Annotated in this window: 17 protein-coding genes; 8 read left to right on the top strand and 9 right to left on the bottom strand. The window is 71.0% G+C overall.

The window, feature by feature from the left end:
* Positions 1-9 precede the first annotated feature (9 nt).
* Positions 10-897 (bottom strand): RNA polymerase sigma-70 factor, encoded by an 888-nt coding sequence (locus Apa02nite_RS32395; protein WP_203828415.1) that lies wholly within the window; start codon positions 895-897, stop codon positions 10-12.
* A gap of 139 nt (positions 898-1036) precedes the next feature.
* On the opposite strand from Apa02nite_RS32395, the gene Apa02nite_RS32390 reads away from it, so the two are divergent.
* Both Apa02nite_RS32390 and Apa02nite_RS32385 read left to right on the top strand, forming a co-directional pair.
* Complete coding sequence (locus Apa02nite_RS32390) at positions 1037-2071, top strand: alpha/beta fold hydrolase (RefSeq protein ID WP_203828414.1); 1035 nt, start codon at positions 1037-1039, stop codon at positions 2069-2071.
* Between the two features lie 246 nt (positions 2072-2317).
* Complete coding sequence (locus Apa02nite_RS32385) at positions 2318-2728, top strand: PNPOx family protein (protein ID WP_203828413.1); 411 nt, start codon at positions 2318-2320, stop codon at positions 2726-2728.
* A 323-nt stretch (positions 2729-3051) separates the two neighbouring features.
* Here the strand turns inward: Apa02nite_RS32385 and Apa02nite_RS32380 are convergent, their stop codons facing one another.
* Together Apa02nite_RS32380 and Apa02nite_RS32375 are read right to left on the bottom strand one after the other, a co-directional pair.
* Positions 3052-3714: a response regulator gene (locus tag Apa02nite_RS32380; protein ID WP_203828412.1), complete on the bottom strand. Its 663-nt coding sequence runs from the start codon at positions 3712-3714 to the stop codon at positions 3052-3054.
* A 67-nt stretch (positions 3715-3781) separates the two neighbouring features.
* Entirely contained in the window at positions 3782-4984 is a 1203-nt protein-coding gene (locus tag Apa02nite_RS32375; protein ID WP_239164717.1) for a sensor histidine kinase, read from the bottom strand.
* Between the two features lie 168 nt (positions 4985-5152).
* Here Apa02nite_RS32375 and Apa02nite_RS32370 point away from each other — a divergent pair, with 168 nt between their 5' ends.
* The 3 genes from Apa02nite_RS32370 (at position 5153) to Apa02nite_RS32360 (ending at position 9560) form a co-directional block, all read left to right on the top strand.
* A complete protein-coding gene (locus Apa02nite_RS32370) occupies positions 5153-5893 on the top strand; it encodes an ABC transporter ATP-binding protein (protein WP_203828411.1) in 741 nt (246 codons plus the stop codon).
* A gap of 11 nt (positions 5894-5904) precedes the next feature.
* Complete coding sequence (locus tag Apa02nite_RS32365) at positions 5905-8364, top strand: FtsX-like permease family protein (RefSeq protein WP_239164716.1); 2460 nt, start codon at positions 5905-5907, stop codon at positions 8362-8364.
* Between the two features lie 257 nt (positions 8365-8621).
* Entirely contained in the window at positions 8622-9560 is a 939-nt protein-coding gene (locus Apa02nite_RS32360) for an MBL fold metallo-hydrolase (RefSeq protein WP_239164715.1), read from the top strand.
* Between the two features lie 87 nt (positions 9561-9647).
* Here the strand turns inward: Apa02nite_RS32360 and Apa02nite_RS32355 are convergent, their stop codons facing one another.
* Both Apa02nite_RS32355 and Apa02nite_RS32350 read right to left on the bottom strand, forming a co-directional pair.
* Positions 9648-10625, bottom strand: a complete 978-nt coding sequence (locus Apa02nite_RS32355; protein ID WP_203828410.1) for a hypothetical protein — start codon at positions 10623-10625, stop codon at positions 9648-9650.
* Entirely contained in the window at positions 10564-12411 is a 1848-nt protein-coding gene (locus tag Apa02nite_RS32350) for a glycosyltransferase family 2 protein (RefSeq protein WP_203828409.1), read from the bottom strand. The genes Apa02nite_RS32355 and Apa02nite_RS32350 overlap by 62 nt, the downstream gene beginning before the upstream one ends.
* Before the next feature lie 83 nt (positions 12412-12494).
* Here Apa02nite_RS32350 and Apa02nite_RS32345 point away from each other — a divergent pair, with 83 nt between their 5' ends.
* Positions 12495-13100: a TetR/AcrR family transcriptional regulator gene (locus Apa02nite_RS32345; protein ID WP_203828408.1), complete on the top strand. Its 606-nt coding sequence runs from the start codon at positions 12495-12497 to the stop codon at positions 13098-13100.
* Positions 13101-13492: 392 nt separating this feature from the next.
* Here Apa02nite_RS32345 and Apa02nite_RS32340 read toward each other — a convergent pair whose 3' ends face one another.
* Entirely contained in the window at positions 13493-14173 is a 681-nt protein-coding gene (locus Apa02nite_RS32340; protein WP_203828407.1) for a hemerythrin domain-containing protein, read from the bottom strand.
* Positions 14174-14434: 261 nt separating this feature from the next.
* Positions 14435-15157, bottom strand: a complete 723-nt coding sequence (locus Apa02nite_RS32335; RefSeq protein ID WP_203828406.1) for an SDR family oxidoreductase — start codon at positions 15155-15157, stop codon at positions 14435-14437.
* Between the two features lie 90 nt (positions 15158-15247).
* Between Apa02nite_RS32335 and Apa02nite_RS32330 the strand changes: the two genes are divergently transcribed.
* On the top strand, positions 15248-16087 hold the full coding sequence (locus tag Apa02nite_RS32330) for a LysR family transcriptional regulator (protein ID WP_203828405.1): 840 nt from the start codon (positions 15248-15250) through the stop codon (positions 16085-16087).
* A 72-nt stretch (positions 16088-16159) separates the two neighbouring features.
* On the opposite strand, the gene Apa02nite_RS32325 is transcribed toward Apa02nite_RS32330, so the two are convergent.
* Positions 16160-18448 carry a putative bifunctional diguanylate cyclase/phosphodiesterase gene (locus Apa02nite_RS32325; RefSeq protein ID WP_203828404.1) on the bottom strand — a complete coding sequence of 763 codons (2289 nt, stop codon included), beginning with the start codon at positions 18446-18448 and terminating at the stop codon, positions 16160-16162.
* A 301-nt stretch (positions 18449-18749) separates the two neighbouring features.
* Between Apa02nite_RS32325 and Apa02nite_RS32320 the strand changes: the two genes are divergently transcribed.
* Complete coding sequence (locus Apa02nite_RS32320) at positions 18750-19133, top strand: hypothetical protein (RefSeq protein WP_203828403.1); 384 nt, start codon at positions 18750-18752, stop codon at positions 19131-19133.
* A 40-nt stretch (positions 19134-19173) separates the two neighbouring features.
* Here the strand turns inward: Apa02nite_RS32320 and Apa02nite_RS32315 are convergent, their stop codons facing one another.
* Entirely contained in the window at positions 19174-20358 is a 1185-nt protein-coding gene (locus Apa02nite_RS32315; protein WP_203828402.1) for a zinc-dependent alcohol dehydrogenase, read from the bottom strand.
* Positions 20359-20368: the final 10 nt, after the last annotated feature.

The raw sequence follows: 20368 nt of genomic DNA, 5'->3' as shown, positions 1-20368 counted from the left end.
CTGGATCGGTCAGGCGAAGGCGGCGATCTTCTCCGGGGTGACGATCCAGAGGATCCGCTCGATGCCGTCCGCCGAGACCACCACCGTGATCACGCCCTCCAGGACACCGTTACGGCGCAGCACCGCCGCAGGCCCGCCGTTCGCCGTCGCCCAACTGACCTCGACATCCACCCAGTACCAGCCGGACAGCGCGGTGAAGAACTTCGCCACCCGCTCCGCGCCGACCACCGGGCGACGCGCGACCCGGACCGCGCCGTTGCCGTCCGAGACACTCGCCACGTCGGCCGCGAAGAGCCGTTCCAAAGCGGTCATGTCACCGGTCCGGGCCGCGACGATGAACCGGGCGAGCAGGTCCTTCTGCGCCTGCGGCGCGACCGGCGTGCGCCGCTCCCCCGCGACATGTTTGCGGGCGCGACTGACCAGCTGACGGACCGCGGGTTCGGTCGACTGCAAGATCTCGGCGATCTGACCGTACGGATAATCGAACGCCTCCCGGAGCACATACGCGGCGCGTTCGCTGGGGGTCAGCCGCTCCATCAGCAGCAGCGCCGCGAACTCCAGAGCCTCGCCCCGCTCCGCGCCGAGGTAGGGATCCGCGCTGGTGTCGACGGGTTCGGGCAGCCACGGACCGATGTACGTCTCGCGCCGCACCCGCGCGGACTGCAACACGTTGATCGCCATCCGGGTGGTGGTGGTCGCCAGGAACGCGGCCGGGTTCGTGACAGTGCTCCGGTCATACCCCTGCCAGCGCAGCCACACGTCCTGCACCAGGTCCTCGGCCTCGCCGGCGCTGCTCAGCATCCGGTAGGCGATCCCGAACAGCCGCGGCCGCACACCGGTGAAGATCCGCGCGGCCTCCTCCAGATCGTCCGCGGTCCGCGCCGTCGACTCCGTCACCGCTGGCCCCCATCCGCTTTGTCCGACCGCTCATCGTGTGCCGATAGTGCCGTTCCGCGCAGCCCTCCGAGGCGACGGTCACAGACCAAACCCATTTTTCGGTACGACGTGAGCCGCGCCCGGAGCGGATGATGGGCGGGTGCAGAGCCTTCCCGAGGTGCATTTCGCGCGGACCGACGACGACGTGACGATCGGTTATCAGATCTTCGGGAACGGGCCGGTGCTGGTGTGGATGCCGTCGCTGAGCAACATTCTCGCGCAGTGGCGGATCCCGGCGCTGCGATCGGCGTACCTCGAACTGGCCCGCCATCTGACCGTGGTCCTCTACGACGGCCGAGGCATGGGCACTTCCGACCGGCGGATCGACCTCGGCGACCTCGGTGTCGACGCGCACCTGCGGGACCTGCACGCCGTCCTGGACGCCGCGGGCATCGCCCGGGCGTCCCTGCTCGGGTACTACCACTCGGTCACGACCGCGATCGCTTTCGCCGCGCGATCGCCCGGCCGGGTGGACCGGATGGTCCTGTTCGGCGGGGCGCCACGCCTGCGCGAGGCGATGCGCCCGGCGCAGACCCAGGCGTTGTTGTCCCTGGTGGAGCAGGACTGGGGGTTGTTCGCCGACGCCGCCGCGACGGCCTGGCTGGGCTGGGACGCGGCACCGTCCGGGCGGTGGGTGGCCGAGGCGTTCCGGACCGCGACGACGGCGCCGGTGGCCAAGGCGTGGTTCGGCGCCGCGGAACGGATCGACGTGAGCGACGAGGTCGGCCTGGTCCGGGCGCCGGCCCTGGTCCTGCACCGGCAAGGGGATCAGCAGATTCCGGTGGAGGTCTTCCGGCGGCTGGCCGAGCGGTTGCCGGACGCGCGGCTGGTGGAGTTGCCCGGATCGACACCGACCCTGTTCATCGAGGATGCCGCTGCTGATCTGCGGCTGGTCACCGGGTTCGTAGGTGGCGGGGTCGTGGCCCGGCCGGCGGTCGTCGCGGATGTTCTGACGCCACGGGAGCACGAGGTGCTCGCGTTGCTGGCGGCCGGGGACGCCAATCTGGAGATCGCCCGGCGGCTGGGGATCGCGGTGCACACGGTCGAACGGCATCTGGCCAATCTGTATCGGAAGATCGGCGCGCGGGGGCGGACCGATGCGGTGGCTTACGCGATACGGCGATCGCGGGGGTGACCCGGGTGTGTCGTCGTGGCTTCCCGCGTGGCCACCGCCGGCTTCCCGCGTGCCGTCCAGCGTGGCTTTCGTCGGTTTCCGCGTGGCGTCCGGCATGGCTTTCGCCGGTTTCCGGATGGCGCCCGGCATAGCTTTCGCCGGTTTCCGCGTGGCGTCCGGTATAGCTTCGGCATGGCGGGTTTCCGTTATGCCGGGTGGTGGATCGCCGGGACGCGCTCGCGGCTGCCCGGCGCGCAGGATCGGGATATGACGACCTCGGTTCCCGCTAACACCTCCTGGCGTTTCGCCCGGGCCACCGCGCCTGCCGTCCGGGTCCTGGCCGGGCGGCGCTGGTTCCCGGCGTGGGCGGTGGTGCACCATCGCGGCCGCGTCTCCGGCCGGGCCTTGTCCGTGCCGGTCGCGGTCACACCTACCCCGGACGGTTTTGTCATCAACCTGCCGTGGGGCTCGCACACGAACTGGGTTCGCAACGTCGTCACCGCGGGCGGGTGCACGATCCGCTGGAAGGGCGTCGAGCACCGGTTCGACGGGCCCCGGATCGTCGACGCGGTGGCCGCCCGGCCGTACTACTCGCGCTTCGCCTGGACGATCGCCCGGAAACTGTTCCCGGCGGACGCCTGGCTCGTACTGCATCGGGTTGGCACCACCGTGAGGTGACCTTCACCATCGGCGACGGGTACGCGGCGTATCACGCCCGATGGGTGACGGCGGGCTCCACTGCCACGCCGCGTTCCAGATCGTCATCGCCTCCCGGCCTCCGGACGTCGCGGTCTCGCCGCCGGACATCGCGTTGTGGTCCCTGGACCTCCCGCTCCCGTCTCCGGACCTCGCGGGCCGGTCCCCCGAAGTCGCGGCACGGTCCCCGGATCTCACGGCTCGGCGCCCAGATCTCCCGGCTCGGCAGCGCTATCGGTGCGGCAGGTCGCGGTGCCGGTGCCGGTCGGCGCCGGTGTCGGTGTCGGTGTCGGTGTCGGCAATGGTCACGTGCCCACGGTGACCAACCCCGTCTCGTAGGCGACGATCACCAACTGGGCTCGGTCGCGGACGTCGAGCTTCGCGAGGATTCGGCCCACATGGGTCTTCACGGTGGCCAGGCTCAGCGCGAGGTGAGCAGCGATCTCGGAATTCGACATGCCGCGGCCCACAAGCGTGAGAACCTCGCGCTCACGGTCGGTCACGCCGTCCAGCCGGCGCGGGATCGGCCGTTCCGGCTGGGGCCGTCGCGCAAACTCCGCGATCAGCCGCTGAGTCACCGATGGGGACAGCAGCGCCTCCCCACCCGCGACGACCCGGATCCCTCTCAGCAGTTCGGCTGGCGGGGTGTCCTTGACGAGGAAGCCGCTCGCGCCCGCCCGGAGCGCGGCATACACATACTCATCGAGGCCGAACGTGCTCAGGATCAGCACGCGCACCTCGGCAAGCGCCGGATCGCCGCAGATCTGGCGGGTGGCCTCGATCCCGTCCAGTTCCGGCATCCGAATGTCCATCAGCACGACATCAGGCTTGGTCTCGCCCGCCAGGCGGACTGCCTCGGCGCCCGTCCCGGCCTCTCCCACCGTGCGGCAGTCGTCGCTGCTGTCGACCAGCACGTGGAAACTGCCACGCAGCAACGCCTGGTCATCCGCGATCAGCACCCGGATCACGCCACCCCACCACCCGTCGCCGAATCGATCCGGGGAACCGGCCAGCCCGTCGCGCGTCTCGCACCGGTCATACGTCGCCTCCTGATGGCGGGCCACCGACCGGCAGCAACGCGGTCACGGAGAAACCACCACCGTCACGCGGCCCGGCCCTGAAAGTCCCCCCGTGCAATGCCACTCTCTCGCGCATCCCGATGAGACCGTGCCCGGTCCTCGTCGCGGCGGGCGGGCGCGTCCCGTCGTCGATCACCTCGATCTGCACGGTGGTGGCGCCGACCACCACGGTGACCTGGCATTGGGCGGGTGCAGCGTGCTTGACCACATTGGTCACCGACTCCTGCACGATCCGATACACCGCCAGCTGGACCGACTCTGGCATCCACGCGTTCGCGGGACCTTCCGGACGATCGACTGTGAGCGTCACACGGGCACCACTCGACGACGCCATCGCCACGAGCGCCGGCAGGTCGTCGAGGCCGGGCATGGGCGCATAAGGGGTGTCGTCTCGCAGCGTGTCGAGCATCTTGTGCACCTCGAGCATCGCGGCACGGCCGGTCTTCTCGATGACCTGAAGCGCGTCGCGGGCCTCGGCCGGATCCCGCTCGGCCACATGATTGCCGATCGAGGCCTTCACCACGATGAGCGTCATCGTGTGGGCGATGATGTCGTGCAGTTCGCGGGCCAGCCGGAGTCGTTCCTGGATCGCAGCTTCCCGCCGCACCTGCTCGCTGCGCTGCGCGTTCTGCGCGCGCCGCTCGCCGATCGCGAACCCGAGGATGGCGGGCGGCGCGACGACCAGGCCCCCGAAGAGCACCGACATGAACATCGACGGCGCGTCCGGCCCGGGATCGCCGTGCCCGGCGAGAAGCATCGGACCGACCAGGCTGAGGCTCAGCAGGAATGAGCAGGCCGCCTCGATCACGAAGGCCCGGCGATCGCGGGCTGCGGCACCGAAGGTGTAGAAGGCCAGGACCAGTGCGCAGGCCGGGCCGGGTGCCGCGAAGGCGGGGATGACTTCGAACCCCAGGGCGACCGAGGAAGCGACGGTGACTGTGATCGCGACCAGGTAGGGCCAGCGCCGGCGGACCGCGATCGGAAGCCCGATCAGCAGAGCGGTGAGCAGTGAGGCCCAGCCCGGCTCCGCAGGCAGTCCGTCCTTCGGTGTCTCGGCCGCGGCCAGCAAGCAGATCAGCGTGACGACCCCCGCCGTGACCGTGTCGAGCGCGAGGAGCTCGGTCGGGCGGAGGCGCCTGATCAGCTGGGTCGCGTCCATGCGCAGAACGGTAATCGGTGGGATCGATGGACGCGTCGGCCTGGGAGCCGTCATCCCCAGGGATGACGAACCGGTCGTTCCCGGCGTCACGTACCACTGTGGGCCGAACGTGAAGTGTCCATCCCGGTCCGATGTGCGGCCCCGGCCCGGCCCGGCATCGTTCTCGGCATGACGACGCAGACGGTTGTGCTGAGAGATGTCCGGGCCACCTACGGCACCGGCGACCGGCAGTTGGTCGCGCTCGACGGCGTCTCGGTGACGTTCGAGCGTGGCACCTTCTCGGCGGTGATGGGGCCGTCCGGGTCGGGCAAGTCGACTCTGCTGCACTGTGCGGCCGGGCTCGACCGCCCGGTCACCGGCTCGATCACGATCGACGGAGTCGTGCTCGACGGGCTGACCGAGGACGAGGTCACGCGACTGCGGCGCGACCGGATCGGGTTCGTGTTCCAGGCGTTCAACCTCGTGTCGTCACTGACCGCCGAGGAGAACGTAGCATTGCCGGCCCGGCTGGCCGGGCGACGCCCGCCGGCCGCGGATGTCGCCGCCGCGCTGACCGCCGTCGGGCTGGCCGGCCGCCGCCGGCACCGTCCGAGCGAGCTCTCCGGCGGCGAGCAGCAGCGGGTGGCGCTCGCCCGCGCGCTGATCAGCCGGCCCGCGGTGGTGTTCGCCGACGAGCCGACCGGTGCGCTGGACAGCGTGACCTCCCGGAACATCCTCGACCTGCTGCGGGCGCTGGTCGACGAGCACCGGCAGACGGTGGTGATGGTGACCCACGATCCGGTCGCCGCCGCCCGTGCCGACCGGATCGTGTTCCTCGCCGACGGCCGGATCGCCGACGACGCCCGGGTGCCGCTGACCGCGGAAGCGATCGCGGCCCGCACCACTCACCAGGTGGTGAAGCCGTGCTGAGGCTGCGCCGCATGACCGGAGCGCTGGTCGCCGTCATGATCGGCATAACACTGGTCACGGTCGCCCTGTTGCTGCTCGTCGCGGGCAGGCCGAAGATTCCCGACCGGTTGGCCGGCGCGGCGGTCGTCGTCCAGGCTCCGGTGAGCAACAGTCCCGCCGACCCGTTCCCACCCACGATCCCCTGGTCTCAGGCGAAGGCCCAGGAGTGGAGCGGGCGACTCGCCGGTCTCCCCGGCGTCGGTGCCGCGGTCGTGGATCGACACTTCTACGGTCAGGTCATCATCGGCGGGCGGGCCTCCGGCTCCACGACCGAGGGATATGGCTGGGCCTCGGTCCGGCTCGGCGGTGTGCACCTGGTGTCCGGCGAGCCACCACGTCGGCCGGGTGAGGTCGTGGTGGACCGCGCACTGGGATTCCGGCCCGGCGACCCGGTGACGCTGCTGACGGCGGCCGGCCCGACGCCGTACACGGTGACCGGGTTGTCGGACCGGCCGGGACTTCTGGTGGCTGACGAGGTGGCCGCGCGGCTGGCGCCCGGAGTGACCGCGATCGGACTGGTCCTCGAACCGGGCGCGGACACGGCCGCGGTGGAGATCGATGCTCGCGAACTGGTCGGCGCCGGCGGGACGGTTCTGACCGGTGCCGAGCGAGGCGCACTGGAGCCTCGGGGCGAGGCTCGCACGCGCTGGATCGGCATGCAGGTCCTCACCGGGGTCTCCGCGCTCGCCGGGTTTGTCACGGTGTTCGTCGTCGCGTCGACGTTCGCGTTCACCGTGACTCAGCGTCGGCGCGAGTTGGGCCTGCTCCGGGCAATCGGCGCGACGTCACGGCAGGTACGCCGGATGGTCTACGGCGAGGCGCTGCTGGTCGGCAGTGCCGGGGCGGTCCTCGGCGTCGTGACGGGCGCGGCCGTGGCCCCGGCCCTCGGACGGGTCCTCATCGACGCCGGGTTCGAGCCGGCGACGTATGAGGTGCGGTACAGCCCGTTGCCGCTGCTGGCCGGTCTCCTGCTGGGGCCACTGGTCGCCCTGGCGGGGGCCTGGGCGGCGGCCCGCCGGGCGGCTCGGGTCAGCCCGCTGGAGGCGTTGCGTGAGGCCGCCGTCGAGCAACGCCGGATGGGCCGGACACGCTGGATCACCGGCGGAACGCTGATCGCGTCCGGTGTGGTGCTCGCGATCGCAACGGCCGGCTCGGCGGATCCGCAGGACGGAGCGACGGACGCGCTGCTCAGCGCGATGGCTCTGGTCACCGGGATGGTGGTGCTCGCACCAGCGGTGATCCCGCCGATCGTGGCTCTGTGGCGTCTCCCGCTGCGGCGTGGCGGCGGAGCGATCGGCCTGCTGGTACGGCAGGGCGCGCGGTCGGCCACTCGGCGTACCGCTTCCACCGCCGCCCCGGTGCTGCTGACCGTGGCGTTCGCCGTGCTCGTCGCCGGCATGGTGCGCACCTCGACCGCGGCGTACGCGGCGGGCCGCGCTGCGGATGTCACCGGTGGGCGGGTACTGGTGCCGGACGACACCCCGGGCCTGTCGGATGCCGCGGTGGCCACTGTGGCCGGCGCCGCGATCCTGCCGACGACGGTGTTCACCCCGGACCTTCGAGCGTTGAGCGGACTCGGTATCGACCCGGCCACCTTCGGCCAGGCTGCTCAGGGCACACGGCTGACCGCCGGTGCGCTGGACGGTCTCCGCGGGCCGGGCGCCGTGGTGGTCACGGAGTCGGCGCACACCGGGGTGGGTGCGACGTATCCGCTGACCTTCGCGGATGGGCGGCTGATCGCGCTGCGAGTGGTCGGTGTGGTCGCCGACGGCTCCATCCGTGCCGATCTCCTGCTGTCCGATGCGACGGTCCGCCTGCACGACCCGTCCGCGTTGACCTCAGCGGTCCACCTGACCGATGGCCACCCGGCGAATGGTCTCGCCAATGCAGGACCGGCCAGTGCCGGAACGTCCGGCGCAGCACCGACCGATGCCGGAGCGGCCGATGCAGCACCGGCCAGTGCAGGAGCGCGAGTGATCGACGTGGCGACATGGGCGGCCGAGGCCGACAGCGCCGAGGATCGTCTGGTCTGGCTGTTCACGCTGATGCTGATCGGAGTGTCGGCGGGTTATGGGGCGATCGCGGTAGCCAACACGCTGTTGATGGCGGCTCAGGGACGTGCGTCCGACCTGCGGACGGTCCGGCTGGCCGGGGCGACTCGGCGGCAGGTCTCCGGCTACGTCGCGGCGGAGTCGACGCTGGTGGTCCTGATCGGGACGCTGCTCGGCGGGCTGGTCGCCCTCGGCGCGCTGCTCGCGATCCGCGCCGGGCTGAGCGAGCAGGTCGGCGCCGCGGTCCCGCTGGTGGTGCCGTGGCCGGTCATCGGTGCGGTGGTCGGGCTGTGCCTGCTGCTCGCGCTGGCAGCGAGTGCCCTCCCCACCGGGCGCATGCTGCGGGCCGGCGCACTCCGGCCACCGGAGGCGGACCTGTGACCAACCGCCGACAAGAAAGGAGGCCGCCGCACCGCAGGAGGCCCGGCCAACGGCAGGAGATGGCGGGTTCCACAGAGGCCTGCCACCAGCGGAAGCCGTCGACCAGACACCGCCAGGGAGCGACCACCGAGAAAAAGGAGGACCCGGAAACCCGGTCGGGAAGCGATGGCTGGGTGTCACAGAAGACGAACCACCGGCGGGAGAAGCTGTCGGCGGGGTGCCAGAAGCCGGCAGCGGCCGGCACTAACCTCACGGGGATGAGCGATATGACGGTATTCGCGAAGGGACAGGCAGAGTTGGTCGAGGTGCGGCCCGGGGTTCACGCCTGGGTGCAGCCGGACGGATCGTGGTGGCTGAACAACGCCGGCGCGGTCACCATCGGCACGGCTCAGCTCGTGATCGACACGTGTGCGACGGCCACGCGAGCGCGGCGCTTCCTGGAGGCGCTGGGCGAGGCCACCGGGATGACCCCGAAGCTCGCGGTCAACACCCATCAGCACGGTGACCATACGTATGGGAACAGTCTGCTGCCGGGCACGACGGTGCTGATCGGGCAAGAGAAGATGCGGGAGGGGCTGCGTGTCGATCCGATCATCGACGGGTGCCCGCCGTTCTGGAGTCCGGTGCCGGACTGGGGTGACGTCGAGCGGCGGCTGCCGGATGTGACGGTCGATGACGCGCTCACCGTGCATCTGGGCGACCGGCGGGTGGAGCTGCGGCATCCGGGCGGACCGGCGCACACCACCGGGGATCTGATTGCCTGGGTGCCGCACGAGCGGGTGCTGTTCACCGGCGACCTGGTCTTCTCCGGGCTGACCCCGCTGGTCTTCATGGGGTCCGTGCCGGGTGCGCTGGCCGCGATCGACTGGCTGGCCGGGTTCGGTCCGGAGGTGTTGGTCCCCGGGCACGGCCCGGTCCTGACCGGTGACGACATCGGCCGGGTGCTGGACGAGCACCGCCGCTACTACCGCCTGGTCCTGCAGGCCGGGGCGGACGGGATCACGCGGGGCCGGTCCGCGCTGGACGCCGCCCGCGCGGTGGACCTGGGCGAGTTCGCGGGCTGGGCGGACGCCGAACGGGTCGTGCTCAACCTGCACCGTTACTACGCCGATCACCACGGCACGGAACTGGATCTGATCGCGGCGTTCAGCGACGCGGTCACCTACCACGGAGGGCCGCTGACCACACACGTCTGACCGCGACACCCTGACAACTACACAGTGTGATAACGAAGCGGCGCACGACGAAAGCAAGAGGCCGAACGGGGCGAGGCCTGCCCTGGATCATGGGCTCCAGGTCAAGGTCAGCACCACCTGGCCCGCCGCCAGCGCGGTCAGTCCCGCCCACTCCCGGCGGCTCAGCGGGGCGCGGATCGCGGTCACCGCCACCGCGGTCAGGAACAGGTTCACCACCAGGGCCGACTGTGGTACCCCTACCGCCACCAGTGCGACCAGAACCACCACCGGCAGGAGATAGGCGGGCAGCGCGCTCCGCCGCCGCACTCCCACGGCGACGCCGATCACCACGTACATCAGGCAATGACCTAGGGCCGAGAGCACCGTAACCGCACCGCGGGCCAGGTCCACCGCCTCCGCCGGTCCCGGGTGGGACGGCCCACCGAAGGCAGTGCCGGCGAACCGCCACCGGACATAAAGCCAGCCGAGATAAACCGCGACGCTCGGGAACGCGAGCACCGCCAGGATCGCCGTCGTCGCCCGGACCTGGCGGGCCCACGCACCGGCCACGAACGGCACCGCGGCCGCGAACGCCGCCATGTAGCCGAGCGTGACCAGGTCGCAGACCGCGGCGGCGGCCAGGGTGGTGCCGGCGACGAAGCCGCCCAGGGTCTGACCGTCGATGACGAAGCGCAGGTAGCCGCCGAGCGCGATGATCACGAGGACCAGACCGATCACGGCGGGAAGGTCAGCGGCGGCGACCGGGGCCGCGGCGCACACAGCCAGGCCGGGGCCGGCGACCACGAACGGGGCGGCCAGGCGCGGTATGCCGTGCCGATGCAGCCGACCGGCGAGCACGTGGCAGAACATGCCGGTGGCCAGCGCGGTGAGCGCCTCGACCAGGCGCGGGTCGAGGCGATCGAGCAGCGGGCTGACCACGCCCTGCCGGCGGGCCTGCGTGATCAGCAGCAGGGAGAGGGGCAGGATCAGCAGCGCTCGCAGCCACCGCCAGCGGTCGGTGCCGTCAGCCGGCCGGGCTCGCGGGCTCGCCGACCGGTGTTCGACCAGGGGCGACGCTGAGGCCATGGGTGGTCTTCTCCCAGTAATGCGGCTTGGTGATCAGCTGCCACAGCCCCTTGTAGGCGGCGATCGCGTGCAACAGCCAGTAGAAAGGGTTCAGCAGCGCCCAGAGCATCAACCCGTAACGCCGGCGGCGGAACGCGCCCATCATCGCCAGATACACCATGGCCGTGTTGCCGACCAGCAGGTTGAACACCCCGAAGAACATCACCCAGTCCGGGAAGAACTGCCCGATCGGCAGTTCCGGCGCGATCAGCGATATGCCGAAGATGACGTAGAGGGGTGGGGTGAGCAGGAACGACGCCGGGGTCCCGCCGATCAGCAGAATGAACGACAGGCTCTGTTTCAACCCGGCGCCACGCACGATCGTGCCCGGCTGGCGCAGGTGCACAAGCAGCGTCTGCATGTATCCCTTGATCCACCGGGAGCGCTGCCGGATCCAGTTGCCGACCGCCCGGTTCGCCTCCTCGAACGTCGTACTGTTGATCACCCCGACCCGGTAGCCCAGCACCGACGCGCGGATGCCCAGGTCGGCATCCTCGGTGACGTTGAACGGGTCCCAGCCGCCGAGGGTCCGCAGCGCCTGCACCCGGAAGTGGTTGGAGGTGCCACCGAGCGGGATCGGCAGGTTCAGGTCGTCCAGGCCGGGCAGCATGTAGTCGAACCAGAACGAGTACTCCAGGGTGAACATCCTGGTCAGGGTGTTGTCATCGACGTTCCAGTAGTTCAGGGCAGCCTGGATGCAGGCGGTTTCCGGGCCGGTGCGCCGGAATGCCACCACGGCCTTCTTCAGCTGGTCCGGTTCGGGGCGGTCCTCGGCGTCGTAGATCACCACGTACTCGCCGCGGGCGAAGAACAGGCCCACGTTGCAGGCTTTCGGCTTGGTCTTCGGCAACTGGTCCGGGACGATCACGAATCGTACGGTCGGGGGTGGTTTAGCGGCCCGGGCGGCGGCGATCGTCTCGACGTCGTCCTCCTCCATCAGCAGCAGGATCTCCAGCCGGTCCCGCGGATAGTCCAGGTCGCCGAGGTTGTGCAGCAGGTCGCCGATCACGTTCGCCTCCCGGTAGACCGGCACCAGCACCGTGTAGATCGGCAGGTCGTGGTCACCCAGCGCGGCCACCTCCTCGGCCGTGATCGCCTCCTCCTTGTCGTATTTCGCGCCACGCAAGCAGACAACGAACTTGAACATGACGCTGACCAGGAAGAACACACTGATGGCCATGGAGATGGCGGTGAGGGTGACGCGCGGCGCCAGCACCAGGCTGAGCACCAGGAGGGTCAGCAGGACGCCGAGGGACCAGGCCTGCCGGGGATAGAGCACCTGCCGCGCCGACTGGGCCGCGGACCGTCGCCACAGCCCCATTGTCGCGTCGTCGACGAGCCTTTCCCGGTACGACCGGTGCACCGCCTGGTCGATGTCCCAGTCGGTGGTGACCACCTGGGTGATCGTCCCGCCCACGGCCGCCTGGATCATCTGGGCGCGCGCGTCCGACGGCCGTTCGGCGGTCGCCACCAGCACACTGCCGTCGGGTTCGCGCCGCACCGGGACCCAGCCTGCCCGGACAAGGTCGGTCGGGTCGTGCTCGTCGAGCAGGTCCGCGGCCAGTTCCACGTTCGTCAGGTCGAGGAACGGCAGGCCCCACTGCCGGGCGAGCAACTCGTACAGGTCGAGCCGGCGGACCGCACCACTGGTGATCAGGATGGCGCCGAGCCGGGAACCGGTCGCCTCCTGCTCGCGCAGCGCGTCGGCCATCTGTTCCGGGGTGACCAGTTCACGGGCGACCAGCATGTCGCCGAGGGTCGCCGGGCCCGTCACATCAGGGAGATCGGCCGCTGATCGCCGTTCCTGAGCCGGTGCCTACCATCAGTCGGGTGACCAAGCGGACCTATACCTCAGAGCTGCGGGCCAGGTCGGCGCGGGAGACGCACGCCGCGGTCCTGCGCGCTGCACAGGAGCTGTTCACCGAGCAGGGGTACGCCCGGACGACCATCCCGGCGGTGGCCGCCCGGGCCGGGGTCGCGGTGAACACGGTGTACACCAGCGTCGGCGGCAAGGCCGCTCTGATCGCGGAGCTGACCCGGGCCGCCACCTCGGACGACGTGATCGAGGCGACGCTCGCCGAGATCCTCGCCCTGTCCGACGGGCGGCGCATCCTGGAGCGGCTGGCCGAAAGCACCGGCGTGGTGATGCGCCGCCAGGAGACGTTGATCCGGGTGCTGCTGGAGAACGCGACCGCCGATCCCGCGGTGGCCGGCGCCGCCGAGCTGTCGGTGCGGCGGTACCGGGAACGCCTGAGCCGGATCGCCGCTCACCTGGTCACGATCGGCGCCGTCGACGGGGACGCGCAGCGCACCGAGCAGGTCCTCTGGTTCTATTTCGGCACGTCGGCGTGGACCACGGTGAGCGAGTTCGGCTGGCCCGAGCCGGAGGCCGCCGCCTGGCTCGCCACCCAGGCCGCCGGCGCCCTGCTCACCTAGACCCGCAGCCGGGAGCAGACCCCGACCGAGGACAAACCGCGGCCGAGGACAAACCGCAGGCGAGAGCAGACCCCGCCCGAATCATGTCCCGACCGACAAACATGTCACCACCGGCAACATGTCCCGACCGAGAACATGTCACCACCGGCAAACACGTCACCACCGAGAACATGTCACCACCGGCAAACACGTCACCACCGAGAACATGTCACCACCGGCAAACATGTCTCGACCGACAACCATGTCCCCACCGCTGAACAGACCGCGCGGACCGCGCGGGTCGAGGACAACCCGCGGGACAAGAAAGCTCCCCAAGCCACCGCAAGACCGCAGCCCAGAACGCGCGCATCCGAGAACAGACCACCGCCGGCGGAAAGCCGAGCGCCCCCGGCTCAGCCCCGGACCGCCCGGACCGCCCGGACCCGCGCCGCATAGCGCCGAACGCCGAACCACCGCCACAGCACCCGGGCCGGCGGAGGCATCCCGGCCAGGAACCAGGCCCGCTCCCGCGGCCCGGCGTCCTCCAGCACCACCCCGGCGAGCAGCAGCTTGTCCACCAGGCCGCTCGGGCCGTGTGCCATGGCGTGTTTCTGCGGGGCCAGCCACTCCGGCACCGTGAGGTGGTCGTGGATCAGTGGCAGCACCGCGGACTCCTCGAGCCCGAGGTGCTCGGTCAGCGCCTCCTCGAGCTGCCGCAGCCCGGCCGCCAGCCGGTCCCGTTCCGCCTCGCCGGCCGTCGCAGTCCACCGGGGCAGCACGGCCCCGACCGCGCCGACCGCGTCCGCGATGGCGTGGTGCTGCACCGCCATGGTGTCGATCAGGTCCTTCTCCAGCGGCACCCGTTCGCGCAGCAGCGGCCAGAGCAACTCGTCCTCGGCCTCGTGATGCTCGTGCAGCATGCCGAGGACCAGCGTGACGTGGCCGCCCACCACCCGCGCCCGGCCCACGTCCCCGGCCGGCACCGCCGCGACCAGCGCGGGGAACAGCGCGAACTCACGGCTCATCGCCCGGTGAATGACCTTCATCTGCTCGGTCTCCGGCTTGTCGGCAGGAGCATCCGGGTTGATCAACATGTATTAAGAGTATGCGCAGCACTTTCATTGGACGAGTCCACCATCCAATTTATGAGCAGCCCCACAGACCCCGGCTGGCGACCAGGGGTGCCTCCAGGGCTCGGACACACCCCTGAGAACCAGCCGGAGCAGGGAGCCGCGCCACGGCCCGGACCACCCACGGCCCCGCGCACCGGCCGACCGCGACCGCGACGCACGACCACAACACGTGGCAAGCGAGCACGAGGACTGAGAGGCGCCGGACCCCGAGCCCAGCCGCAACTACCAGGGCACCTCGCCGTCCTCGTCGAAGAAGCCGCCGCTCGGTCCCCCGTCCGGCAGCGTCGCGAGGCGGATCGCGGCGACCGCGCCCTGTTCCGCGGTCCGATGGCCCCGGAACCCGTTCAGGTCGGTCGCGCAGTACCCCGGGCAGGACGCGTTGATCAGGATGTTCGTGTCGCGGAGTTCCTTCGCGTACTGCACCGTGATCGCGTTCAGGAACGTCTTCGACGGCGAGTAGGCGGCCGCGATCGGGCCGGTCTCGGCGCCCGGCGCGCTCTGCCGGGTCAGCGAGCCGACGCTGCTGGACATGTTCACGATCCGCGGGGACGGCGAGCGGCGCAGCAGCGGGAGCAGCGCGTTCGTGACCCGGACGACGCCCAGGACGTTCGTCTCCACGACCGTGCGGATGATCTCCAGGTCGACCAGGGTCGGCTCCTGCGGGCCGCCCCCGGTGATCCCGGCGTTGTTGACCAGCACGTCCAGGCCACCCCGGGCCGCGAGCAGTTCCGCGGCGGCGGTCACCGAGGAGGGGCTCGTGACGTCCAGCGGCACGGCGAACGCGTCCACCCCGGCCGCGCGCAGTTTCGCCACCGCGGCCTCGCCACGCTCCGCATCCCGAGCGCCGACGCCGATGCTCCAGCCGAGCGCGCCGAGGCCCGCCGCGATCTCGTAGCCGATTCCCTTGTTGGCGCCGGTGACCAGCGCGATTGTTCGTACACTCATGTCTTTGATCCTGTCGTCGGGCGGCACGGCGGCCAACACCGATCAGGTGGGGCTCGATACCTTGCGGGTATCGGCGGTAGCGTTGCCGCCATGGAGACGCGTGAGCTGCGCTATTTCATCGCCGTCGCCGAGGAACTGCACTTCGGCCGGGCCGCCCAGCGCCTCGGGATCGCGCAGCCGCCGCTGTCCCGGGCGATCAGCCAGCTGGAGCGGCGGCTCGGCGTGCCGCTGCTGGAGCGCACGAGTCGCGGTGCGACGCTGACCGACGCCGGGTCGGTGCTGCTCAGGGAGGCCCGCGCGGTGCTCGACGCGGTTGCTGCCGCAGAGCGGCGCACGGTCCGCGCCGCGACCGGAACCCCGACGTTGGTGCTGGTCGCGAAGGCCGGGGCGTCCAGCGAGTTGCTGGCCAAGCTGCTTGACGCGTACGCGGTGGAGCCGGACGCGATCACCGTCGACGTGATCCTCAGCGGGGTCGCCGAGCAGGAGCGCATGCTCCGCGAGGGCCAGGCCGACGTGGCGCTGCTGCACCTGCCGTTCGACTCGACGGCCGGGTTCGACAGCGAGGACCTGGGCACCGAGGACCAGGTGGCGATCCTGCCGGCCGGGCACCCGCTGACCGGGCGCCCGCACCTGCTGATGGCCGACCTCGCCGACCTGCCCGGCCTGCCGATGCCGCGCTGGCCCCGGCGCGACGGCACCTACCCGGACGGTGCCGGGCCGCAGGTCACCACCCACACTCAGGTGCTGCAACTGGTCTCGCTCGGCCGGGCGTGCATGGTCGCCCCGGAGTCGTGCCGCACCCAGCTGCACGAGGGTCTGGTCGCGGTGCCGGTCCTGGACGCACCCCGGGTGACCACGGTGATCGCCTGGCCCCCGCACAGCCGCTCCCGAGCACTGGCCGCCCTGGTCCGCACCGCCACCCGTCTGTAAAAACAGCCGCACGAAAGTGCAACACCAAAACAGCCGCAAGAAAGAGCGGCCGCGACAACGGCCGCAGAACCCTTACGCGGCAGTGAGCCGCACCGCCGCGTCCGGCGGCCGATACGCCGCCACCTGCCCGGCCGGCAGCGGTCGCGCGTAGTGATACCCCTGCGCATACCGATACCCCAGCCGCACCAGCTCCGCCGCCTGCTCCGCGGTCTCCACACCCTCGGCCACCGCCCGCAGCTGCAGCCCGTCGCAGATCCCGATCAGCGCCGCCACCACCACCGCGTTCTGCCCGCCCTCGGTGATGTCGTCGACGAACGACTTGTCGACCTTGAGGATGTCGGCCGGGCAGGTCCGCAGCAGCCCGAGCGACGAGTGCCCGGTGCCGAAGTCGTCGAGCGCGATGTTGACACCCAGCGCGGCGATCGCGTGCAGCTCGGTCAGCGCCGTCCCGCCGTCGAACACCGCGGTCTCGGTCACCTCCACGGTCAGCACGTACGCCGGCAGCCCGGTACGCCTCAGCACCGCCTCCACCTCCCCGGCGAACCCGGCCTCGCGCAGCTGCCGGGCGGACACGTTCACGGTCACCGTCCGCGGAGCGGCGTCGCCCAGCTCCTCGAGCCACCGGACCGCCTGCTCGCACGCCTCCTGCAGGATCCACGCGCCCAGCGGCACGATCAGGCCGGTACGTTCGGCGGCCGGGATGAACACGGCCGGCCCGACCGGGCCCCGTTCCGGATGCGTCCAGCGGACCAGCGCCTCCACCCCGTAGAGCTCGCCGCTCGGTATCGCGACGATCGGCTGGTAGAGCAGGTACAGCTGCTCGGTGTCGAGCGCGATCCGCAGGTCGGCGGCGAGCCGGGACTGCTCCGCGGTGCGCTGGTCCATCGCCGCGGTGTACGCCACCTGGCGGCCCTTGCCCTGCCCCTTCGCCTCGTACATCGCCACGTCGGCGCGGCGCAGCAGCTCGTCGGCGGTGTCGCCGGGCCGGGCCGGCGCCAGCCCGAAACTCGCCTCGACCACCAGCTCGTGACCGGCGGCCCGGACCGGGAGGCGCAGCCGGGCGGCGATCGCGTCCAGGATCGCGACGTGGTCGCCGTCGCGCAGCAGCAGCGCGTACTCGTCGCCGCCGAGCCGGGCCACCGTCGCGTCGGCGGGCAGCTGGGCCGCGATCCGGTCGGCCACCGAGATCAGCAGCGCGTCGCCGACGGCGTGCCCGAGATCATCGTTGATCGACTTGAAGTCGTCGAGGTCGATCAACGCCACGCTGACCCCGGCCGGGCCGGCCGCCAGCGCCGCGGTGATCTCCCGGACCAGCACGGCACGGTTCGGCAGCCCGGTCAGCACGTCGTGCGCCGCCTGATGGGCCAGCTCCTGCTGACGCGCGTCCAGGTCGTCGAGCAGCAGCTTGTTGTCCCGCAGCGCGACCATCTGCCGCCCGGCGACAAGCACCGTCACGATCACCGAGGCGGCCGCGATGGCGACCAGGTCGGCGGTGTGCGTCATCGCGCTGAACAGCAACAGCCCACCGGTGGCCAGCACCGCCGCGTACGGCATCACGCTCAGCCGCCGGGTGATCGGGCGCGGCACGGGCCGACCGGCGCGGGTGGCCCGCAGCTGCCGGTCCGCGGCGAAGCACAGGAACATGCTGGTGGTCGGCAGCAGCACGTGCGCGGTGTTGAGATACGGCTTGTCGGCGATCAGCGGCGCCAGCGACCCGCCGCCCGCGCCGACCGCGCCGGTCAGCGCCAGCAGGTGCAGCGCCCGCCGGTCGATCAGCCCGGTGCCGGTGAAGGCCACCTTGATGAACGCGAAGACGCAGATGAAACCGGCCGCCACCACGATCAGGATGGTGATCGCGCCGGCCACGCTGTCGCTGAGCCAGCTGTGCCAGCGCGGGTAGACCAGGTGCCAGCAGAAGGTCAGCACGGTGACGATCACGGTGGCGATGTCCAACCCGAACCGCAGCCACTCGATCCGCGAGCGGCGGGCGCCCGGGATGCGCATCAGGCCGACCAGCATGGCGAGCAGGCCGGCGATGTAGATCCCGGCGGTCCGGCCGCTGATGTGCTGGCCCTCGAGCTTGCCGACGAAGTAGTCGTACGCGTTGCTCCCGGCGGCCACGCCGATCAGCAGGATGCCGGCGGACACGTACCGCCACATGGTCCGGCCCTCGGCCGCGGCCCGCCAGGAGGTGGCCGTGGCGACCGGCACCGCGACCGCCAGCGGCAGCCAGCCGAACACCGGCGGGGTGTGGTGCGTCAGACCGACGCAGAACCACAGCGCGCCGACCAGCACCAGCCCGCCGGCGACGGCGAGGGTCCTGGTCAGCCGCCAGGGCGGCACCACGGGCGGATCGGTCACAGCGACCCCATCGGCCCACGCGCGGCGGGATTGAACGTTAGCGTCCGAGTAGCTTGCGGACCTCGTGTTCGTCGCCGGGCTTCGGGCCGTCACCGTCGGAGCACCTTTCCGGCAGGCGTGGATCGACGTGGCGGCACGGGCGCCGAGCTCGGCCACGATACCCGTTGATCATATCGGCGTGGATCTCCCGCCAGGGTCGCCCGGACGGCTCGCCCTATCCGAACGGCCGGTCTTTTCCGTGCCGCCGACGCTCGTCTAGAGTGCTCACACCTCTCCCCACCGAGACCTGTGAGCGACCCGAATGGCCGGTCTGGCAATCGACCTGCGGCACCCCGCCGGTGCCTTCCTCTACAACGTCACCAAGCCCAAGCTGGTGATCGACGGCATCGATCACCAGGTCCCGGACTGGGGCCAGTACCTGTTCGACGTCCCGCCCGGCCCGCACCGCGTCGAGGTCTGGGTCCCGTACGTGTTCCCCCGCCGCGCCGGCCGCGCCTCGGTCGACCTGGTCATCGCCGAGCAGGGCGTCTCGATGGAGTACATGGCCCCGTCGGTCACCTTCGCCAAGGGCTCGCTCGGCCCGGCCGGCCAGCAGAAGTCGGCCGGCTTCAAGACCGTCCACGCCTTCAACATCACCGCGATCGTCCTGGTCGTGATCGCCGTCATCTACCTCCGGACCCGCTGAAGGACCCGCCGCCGAAGGACCCGCTGAAGGGGCTGCTGGCTCAGGGTTTCAGGACGACCTTGATGCAGCCGTCCTGCTTCTGCTTGAAGATGTCGTACCCGCGCGGCGCGTCCTCCAACGGGATCCGATGGGTGACCAGGTCGTCCACGCCGAGCGGGTCGGCATCGCCGGTGAGCAGCGGCATGATGTCGTCCACCCAGCGCTTCACGTGCGCCTGCCCCATCCGCAGCGTCAGACCCTTGTCGAAGAGGTCCATCATCGGCATCGGGTCGGCGTTCCCGCCGTACACCCCGATGATCGAGACCGTGCCGGCCCGGCGGACCGAGGCGAACGCGGTGGTCAGCGCGGCCATCCGGTCGATGCCGATCGCCTCGGTGGCCTTGCGGGCCAGCGCGTCGGGCAGCATCCCGGCCGCTTTCATGGCCGCGGCCTGCAGCGGCGACCCGTGCGCCTCCATGCCGACCGCCTCGATCACACTGTCCGCGCCGCGCCCCTGGGTCAGCTGCAGCACGGCCGCCGGGATGTCGTCGATGCTGTCGGTGTTGAGCACCTCGATGCCGTGCCGCTGCGCCATGGCGAGCCGCTCCGGCACGTTGTCGACCGCGATCACCCGGCCCGCGCCGAGGTGCAGCGCGATCCGGGCGGACATCTGCCCGATCGGCCCGAGCCCGGTGACCAGCACGGTGTCGCCCCGGGAGATGTCCGCATATTTCGCCGCCTGCCACGACGTGGTCAGCACGTCGGAGAGGAACAGGTAGCGCTCGTCCGGATGCCCGTCCGGCACCTTGATCGGCCCGAACTGCGCCTGCGGCACCCGCAGGTATTCGGCCTGCCCGCCGGGCACCTGGCCGTAGAGCTTGGTGTAGCCGAACAGCGACGCACCCTTGCCCTCCGCGGTCACCTGGGTCGTCTCACACTGCGCGAAGAAGCCGCGCGTGCACATCCAGCAGTGCCCGCACGAGATGTTGAACGGCACCACCACCCGGTCACCCGGCTTGATGTGCGTGACCTCCGGTCCGACCTCCTCGACGATCCCCATCGGTTCGTGCCCGAGCACGTCGCCCTTGTCGAGGTACATCCCGAGCACGTCGTAGAGGTGCAGATCGGACCCGCAGATCGCGGTCGACGTGATCCGCACGATCGCGTCGGTCGGTTCCTGGATCTTCGGGTCTGCCACGGTCTCGACGGAGACCTTGCCGGTGCCTTGCCATGTCAGCGCTCGCATACCGCCCGGA

Origin of the sequence: Actinoplanes palleronii (genome assembly GCF_016862315.1) — a bacterium.
GTDB classification, from domain to species: domain Bacteria; phylum Actinomycetota; class Actinomycetes; order Mycobacteriales; family Micromonosporaceae; genus Actinoplanes; species Actinoplanes palleronii.
Note: the sequence above shows the minus strand (reverse complement) of the source record. Positions and strands in the feature narration are given on the sequence as shown.

Bases quoted from the DNA above. Each gene is read 5' to 3' on its own strand.
- Apa02nite_RS32385 (WP_203828413.1), top strand. From the start codon at position 2,318: ATGACGACCTCGGTTCCCGCTAACACCTCCTGGCGTTTCGCCCGGGCC.
- Apa02nite_RS32375 (WP_239164717.1), bottom strand. From the start codon at position 4,984: ATGGACGCGACCCAGCTGATCAGGCGCCTCCGCCCGACCGAGCTCCTC.
- Apa02nite_RS32370 (WP_203828411.1), top strand. From the start codon at position 5,153: ATGACGACGCAGACGGTTGTGCTGAGAGATGTCCGGGCCACCTACGGC.
- Apa02nite_RS32365 (WP_239164716.1), top strand. From the start codon at position 5,905: ATGACCGGAGCGCTGGTCGCCGTCATGATCGGCATAACACTGGTCACG.
- Apa02nite_RS32360 (WP_239164715.1), top strand. From the start codon at position 8,622: ATGAGCGATATGACGGTATTCGCGAAGGGACAGGCAGAGTTGGTCGAG.
- Apa02nite_RS32355 (WP_203828410.1), bottom strand. From the start codon at position 10,625: ATGGCCTCAGCGTCGCCCCTGGTCGAACACCGGTCGGCGAGCCCGCGA.
- Apa02nite_RS32350 (WP_203828409.1), bottom strand. From the start codon at position 12,411: ATGCTGGTCGCCCGTGAACTGGTCACCCCGGAACAGATGGCCGACGCG.
- Apa02nite_RS32340 (WP_203828407.1), bottom strand. From the start codon at position 14,173: ATGTTGATCAACCCGGATGCTCCTGCCGACAAGCCGGAGACCGAGCAG.
- Apa02nite_RS32335 (WP_203828406.1), bottom strand. From the start codon at position 15,157: ATGAGTGTACGAACAATCGCGCTGGTCACCGGCGCCAACAAGGGAATC.
- Apa02nite_RS32330 (WP_203828405.1), top strand. From the start codon at position 15,248: ATGGAGACGCGTGAGCTGCGCTATTTCATCGCCGTCGCCGAGGAACTG.
- Apa02nite_RS32320 (WP_203828403.1), top strand. From the start codon at position 18,750: ATGGCCGGTCTGGCAATCGACCTGCGGCACCCCGCCGGTGCCTTCCTC.
- Apa02nite_RS32315 (WP_203828402.1), bottom strand. From the start codon at position 20,358: ATGCGAGCGCTGACATGGCAAGGCACCGGCAAGGTCTCCGTCGAGACC.